At 72.9% G+C, this 5,377-nt stretch carries 5 protein-coding genes; 3 read left to right on the forward strand and 2 right to left on the reverse strand.

Annotated elements, in window-relative coordinates; genetic code table 11:
• The first annotated feature begins 170 nt into the window (after positions 1-170).
• Both ACFV0Q_RS32005 and ACFV0Q_RS32010 read left to right on the forward strand, forming a co-directional pair.
• The gene (locus ACFV0Q_RS32005) at positions 171-1,679 is read left to right on the forward strand and encodes an ABC transporter permease (protein WP_385010090.1); all 1,509 of its coding nucleotides are present in this window, start codon (positions 171-173) and stop codon (positions 1,677-1,679) included.
• 92 nt (positions 1,680-1,771) lie between these two features.
• Positions 1,772-2,449, forward strand: coding sequence for an ABC transporter ATP-binding protein (locus ACFV0Q_RS32010; RefSeq protein ID WP_266574297.1), 678 nt, complete (start codon positions 1,772-1,774; stop codon positions 2,447-2,449).
• A 13-nt stretch (positions 2,450-2,462) separates the two neighbouring features.
• Here ACFV0Q_RS32010 and ACFV0Q_RS32015 read toward each other — a convergent pair whose 3' ends face one another.
• Positions 2,463-3,353 carry a helix-turn-helix transcriptional regulator gene (locus ACFV0Q_RS32015; RefSeq protein WP_266574296.1) on the reverse strand — a complete coding sequence of 297 codons (891 nt, stop codon included), beginning with the start codon at positions 3,351-3,353 and terminating at the stop codon, positions 2,463-2,465.
• A gap of 208 nt (positions 3,354-3,561) precedes the next feature.
• On the opposite strand from ACFV0Q_RS32015, the gene ACFV0Q_RS32020 reads away from it, so the two are divergent.
• On the forward strand, positions 3,562-4,608 hold the full coding sequence (locus tag ACFV0Q_RS32020; RefSeq protein ID WP_385010093.1) for an NAD(P)-dependent alcohol dehydrogenase: 1,047 nt from the start codon (positions 3,562-3,564) through the stop codon (positions 4,606-4,608).
• Positions 4,609-4,664: 56 nt separating this feature from the next.
• On the opposite strand, the gene msrA is transcribed toward ACFV0Q_RS32020, so the two are convergent.
• The gene (msrA, locus tag ACFV0Q_RS32025; RefSeq protein ID WP_385010094.1) at positions 4,665-5,327 is read right to left on the reverse strand and encodes a peptide-methionine (S)-S-oxide reductase MsrA; all 663 of its coding nucleotides are present in this window, start codon (positions 5,325-5,327) and stop codon (positions 4,665-4,667) included.
• Positions 5,328-5,377: the final 50 nt, after the last annotated feature.

Raw genomic sequence — 5,377 nt, forward strand, 5'->3', positions numbered from 1 at the left:
GCGGGGGGGGTTGGGGTCGGCGGGCCCCCCGCCCCCCCGTCCCGCGGGCACAGCCGCCCCCCCGGCGGGGGGGGCGCCGGAAGGGCTCCCCGCCGTCCGTCTTCCGCTTCTCATGCGACTCTTACCCGCGGCTTATCCGGCGATCAGGGGTGCTGCCTAGTTTCGGCCGCATGTTCTTCACCTACCTCCGGCGCGAGTTGCGCCGACGCCGGAAGGCCGCGCTCGTCGTCGCCTCCGGACTCGCCCTCGGCATCGCCCTCGTCATCGTGGTCACCTCCGTCTCGGCGGGCATGAACGCCGCCCAGGGCAAGGTCCTCCAGTCGCTCTACGGTCTCGGCACGGACATGACCGTCACCAAGGCGCAGAAGCCGCCGGAGGAAGGCTCCACGGCCGCCCGGCCGCGCTTCCGCTTCGACGCCAAGGGCGAGGGGGAGGGCCAGGGCGGGACCGAAGGCGGCGAGCAGAGCAGCGACATGGTGCTGCCCCAGGGCTTCGAGACCCTCGACGCCGCCACCGTCTCCCAGGTGTCCGGACAGGCCGGTGTCGCCCAGGTGGTCGGCGGCCTCAGCCTCCAGGTGGTGAAGGTCAACGGGCAGTTCAAGCGCGGCGAGCTGAAGCGGGCCGAGGGCGGCGGCGCCGCGGGCGCCAAGCCCGGCGGGAGCGGCGGCGGTACGGGCGCCGCGGGCGGCGGCGGTGGCACCACGGTCCAGGGCGGCGGCGCCGACTTCGACGTCAACTCCTACTCCGTGTACGGCACGGACGTCACCCGGCCCGCCCTCGGACCGCTCACCACCTCCAAGATCACCTCGGGGCGCGGCTTCCGGACCGGCGAGACCGACGCGGCCGTCGCCGTCCTCGACAGCGCCTACGCCAAGAAGAACAAGCTGGACGTCGGCTCCGAACTCACCGTGAAGAACGTCAAGTTCAAGGTCATCGGCATCGCCACCGCCGACAGCGGCGACGCCACCGCCCACGTCTACGTCCCGCTCAAGCAGGCCCAGACCCTCGCCGGGACCCCCGACAAGATCACCACGGTCTACGTCCAGGCCAAGGACTCCCAGGCCATCGGCTCCGTCAAGCAGGCCATCCAGAAGAACGTCCCCGACACCACCGTCACCACCTCGGCCGACCTCGCCGACACCGTCTCCGGCTCCCTCTCCACGGCCGCCTCCCTCGCCTCCACCGTCGGCACGTGGCTCTCGTACACCGTGCTCGCCGCCGCCTTCCTCGTCGCCGGCCTGCTCACCTCCTCCGCCGTCTCCCGCCGCGTCAGGGAGTTCGGCACCCTCAAGGCCCTCGGCTGGAAGAGCAGCCGCGTCACCCGCCAGGTCGCCGGAGAAGCCCTGGTCAACGGCCTGATCGGCGGGGTGCTCGGGATCGGCGTCGGACTCGCCGCCGCGTACGCGATCACCGCGGTCAGCCCGAGCCTCACCGCGCAGCTCGCCGGCGGGGGCGGCGGCCGCCGGGCGGCCGCCGCGGGCGGGGCCCGGATGTTCGGCCCCGGCGCCCGCCAGAGCGCCGGCAAGGCGCTCGACGTGGCCCTCACCGCGCCCGTCTCGCTCTCCACCATCGGCCTCGCCGTGGCCCTCGCGGTCGCCGGAGGACTCGTCGCGGGCGGCTTCGGCGGCTGGCGCGCCTCACGGCTGCGGCCCGCGGACGCCCTGCGCCGCGTCGAATAGCCCGGCCGTCCCGCCCCGCCCGGGCGGGGCCGCGTCCGTCCGTACGGGCCGCGCACGTGGCCGCGTACCACCACAGCAACCGAGGGAACCAGATGTACCAGCTCACCGGAGTCACCAAGCGCTACCGGCGCGGCAAGGAAACCATCGACGCGCTCGCCGGCGTCGACCTGACCATCGAGGACGGCGGCCGGCTCGTCATCCAGGGCCCCACCGGCGGCGGCAAGTCCACCCTGCTCCAGATGCTCGGCGCGCTCGACCGCCCCACGGCGGGCCAGGTCGTCCTCGACGGACTCGACCTGGCCACCGTCTCCGAGGCCCGCCTCACCCGCGTCCGCGCCGAGAGCATCGGCTTCGTCTTCCAGTCCTTCAACCTCATCCCGACCCTGACCGCGCAGGAGAACGTCGAAACGGCCCTCGTCCCCCTCGGACTCAAGGCCGCCGAGCGGCGCGCGCGGGCCGCCGAGGCCCTGGAATCGGTCGGGCTCGGCGAACGCATGGGCCACCTGCCCGGCGAGATGTCGGGCGGCCAGCAGCAGCGCGTCGCCATCGCGCGGGCGCTGGTGAAGAAGCCCAAGGTGCTGCTGGCCGACGAGCCCACCGGCAACCTCGACGAGTCCATGCGCGACGAGGTCATGGACCTGCTGGAGGGGCTCTGGAAGGAACACGGCCTGACCTTCGTGATGGTCACCCACGACAGCGCCCTCGCCCGCCGGGCACCGCGCGTGGCGACCATCCGGCGCGGCCGGGTGACGGTCACCGAGAACCCCTGAGGGGCCCCGCCGCTCAGCCCTGGTTCTCGGCGGGGGCCGGTGCCGCCGGGGACGGGGAGGGCGCCGACCAGGAGGACAGCATCCGCAGGGCGTCCGCCGAGGGGGAGCCGGGCTCGGCGTGGTAGGTGACCAGGAACTGCGCCGGGTCGTCGGGCAGCGTCAGCGTTTCGAACGACAGGGCCAGCGCCCCCACCAGGGGGTGGCGCAGCCGCTTCACGCCGTGCGTCTTGTTGTCCGCGACCGTGTGCGCCGCCCACAGCCGCCGGAACTCCTCGTTCTTCACCGACAGCTCCCCGACGAGCGCGGAGAGCTGCTCGTCGTCCGGGAACTGGCCGGCGTACATGCGCAGGTTGCTGACCACCTCGCAGGCCCGGCACTCCCAGTCCGCGTACAGCTCCGCCGTCGCCGGGTCCAGGAACACCAGCCGCACCAGGTTCCGCTCGGCGGGCGGCAGCGCCCCGAAGTCCCCGAAGACGGCCGCGGCCAGCGGGTTCCACCCGATCACGTCCTGCCGCCGCCCCACCAGGTACGCCGGTACGCCGTCCATCGCCTCCAGCAGCGAGCGCAGCCCCGGCCGGACCTGCTGCGGACGCCGTACGCGGCTGCGCTTGCGGGTGCGGGGGCTCGCCAGGTGGTTCAGGTGCGCGGATTCCGTGCCGTCCAGGCGCAGGGCCCGCGCGATGGCGTCCAGCACCTCCGCGGACACGTTCTGGCCGTGTCCCTGTTCGAGGCGGGTGTAGTACGCCACCGACACCCCGGCCAGCTGCGCCAGCTCCTCGCGGCGCAGCCCGGGCACGCGGCGGTGGCGCCCGTAGTCGGGCAGGCCGACGTCCTCGGGGCGCAGGCGGGCGCGGCGGGTGCGGAGGAACTCTCCCAGTTCGGTGCGCTGATCGAGGTGATCCATAGCGCAAGTATCCCCGGAGGGGATGCCGGGCGCGGGGCTCATCCTGACCCCGCCAGGGGTAGGTCCGGCAGTCCTAGGCTCGGCAGGGGGCTGGGTGGCCCGCGGGGAACGCGGCATCGTGGGACGCACCGCAGCACGGACGCCGCGGCCCGCACCGGTCACCGACCGCGTGGGGCGTGGCGGCGTCCTCGTCCGAGGAGATCACCCCATGTCCGTCACCCAGGTCGCCGCCTACGCCGCTCCCGCCGCCAAGGCCCCGCTCGAGCGCACCACGATCCCGCGCCGCCCGGTGGGCGAGTTCGACGTCCTCATCGACATCAAGTACTCCGGCATCTGCCACTCCGACATCCACCAGGCCCGCGACGGCTGGGGCGAGGGCATCTTCCCGATGGTCCCCGGTCACGAGATCGCCGGCGTCGTCGCCGAAGTCGGCCCGGGCGTCACCAGGTTCGCGGTCGGTGACCGGGTGGGCGTCGGCTGCATCGTCGACACCTGCCGGGAGTGCGCGTACTGCCTCGCCGGGCAGGAGCAGTACTGCGTCAAGGGCATCATCGGCACGTACAACGCCCTCGACAAGAAGGGCGAGCCCACGTACGGCGGCTACTCCAGCCACATCGTCGTCGACGAGAACTACACCGTCCGCATCCCCGACGGCCTCGCCCTCGACGTGGCCGCGCCGCTGCTGTGCGCCGGCATCACCCTGTACTCCCCGCTGCGGCACTGGAACGCCGGTCCGGGCAAGAAGGTCGCGATCGTCGGCCTCGGCGGTCTCGGCCACATGGGCGTGAAGATCGCGCACGCGCTCGGCGCGGAGGTCACCGTCCTGTCGCAGAGCCTGCGCAAGAAGGAGGACGGCCTGCGGCTGGGCGCCTCCCACTACTACGCGACGAGCGACGAGACCACCTTCGAGAAGCTCGCCGGCAGCTTCGACCTGATCGTCTCCACGGTCTCGGCGCCGCTGCCGCTGGACGCGTACCTGAGCCTGCTGAAGGTCGACGGGGCGTTCGTGAACGTCGGCGCCCCGGAGGAGCCGGTCGCGCTGAACCTGTTCTCCGTCATCGGCGGCCGCAAGACCCTCGCCGGGTCGATGATCGGCGGCATCCCGGAGACCCAGGAAATGCTCGACTTCTGCGCCGAGCACGGCCTGGGCTCGGAGATCGAGGTCATTTCCGCCGAGCAGGTCAACGAGGCCTACGAACGCGTCCTGGCCAGCGATGTCCGCTACCGCTTCGTCATCGACGCCTCGACGATCTGACCCGTCCGAAGGATGAGCCCCGGGCCGTGGCCGAGTGGCCGCGGCCCGGGGCGGGGTCAGTTCGCGGGGGCGACGCCGATGGGGCAGGAGACGCCCGTGCCGCCGATGCCGCAGTAGCCCGCCGGGTTCTTGTCGAGGTACTGCTGGTGGTACGGCTCCGCCGGCCAGAAGGGGCGGTCCGCCGCCGGGAGGACGGCCGTGGTGATGTCGCCGTAGCCGGAGGCGGTCAGGACGCGCTGGTAGGCGGCCCGGGAGGCCTCCGCCGTGGCCTGCTGGGCGGGGGAGTGGGTGTAGAGCGCCGAGCGGTACTGGGTGCCGACGTCGTTGCCCTGGCGGAAGCCCTGGGTGGGGTCGTGGGACTCCCAGAAGAGCTTCAGGAGCGACTCGTAGGAGACCAGCGCCGGGTCGAAGACCACGCGGACGACCTCGGTGTGGCCCGTCCGGCCCGAGCACACCTCCTCGTACTCCGGGTTCTCGGTGAAGCCGCCCTGGTAGCCGGCCAGGGTGGTCCACACCCCGGGGGTCTGCCAGAACTTGCGCTCCGCGCCCCAGAAGCAGCCCAGGCCGAAGTCGGCGACCTCCAGGTGCGCGGGGTAGGGACCGGCGAGCGGGTTGCCGAGGACGGTGTGGCGCTCGGGCAGGGAGAACTGCGCGTTCGGGCGGCCCTTCAGGGCCTCTTCGCGGGTGGGCAGCTCGGGCGTGCGGCGGTACGAGAACATGGGGATTCCCTCCTTGTACGCATTTCAACGGGCGGGGGCCGGGCGGGATT

This window comes from Streptomyces sp. NPDC059564, assembly GCF_042735575.1.
In the GTDB taxonomy this organism is placed as follows: domain Bacteria; phylum Actinomycetota; class Actinomycetes; order Streptomycetales; family Streptomycetaceae; genus Streptomyces.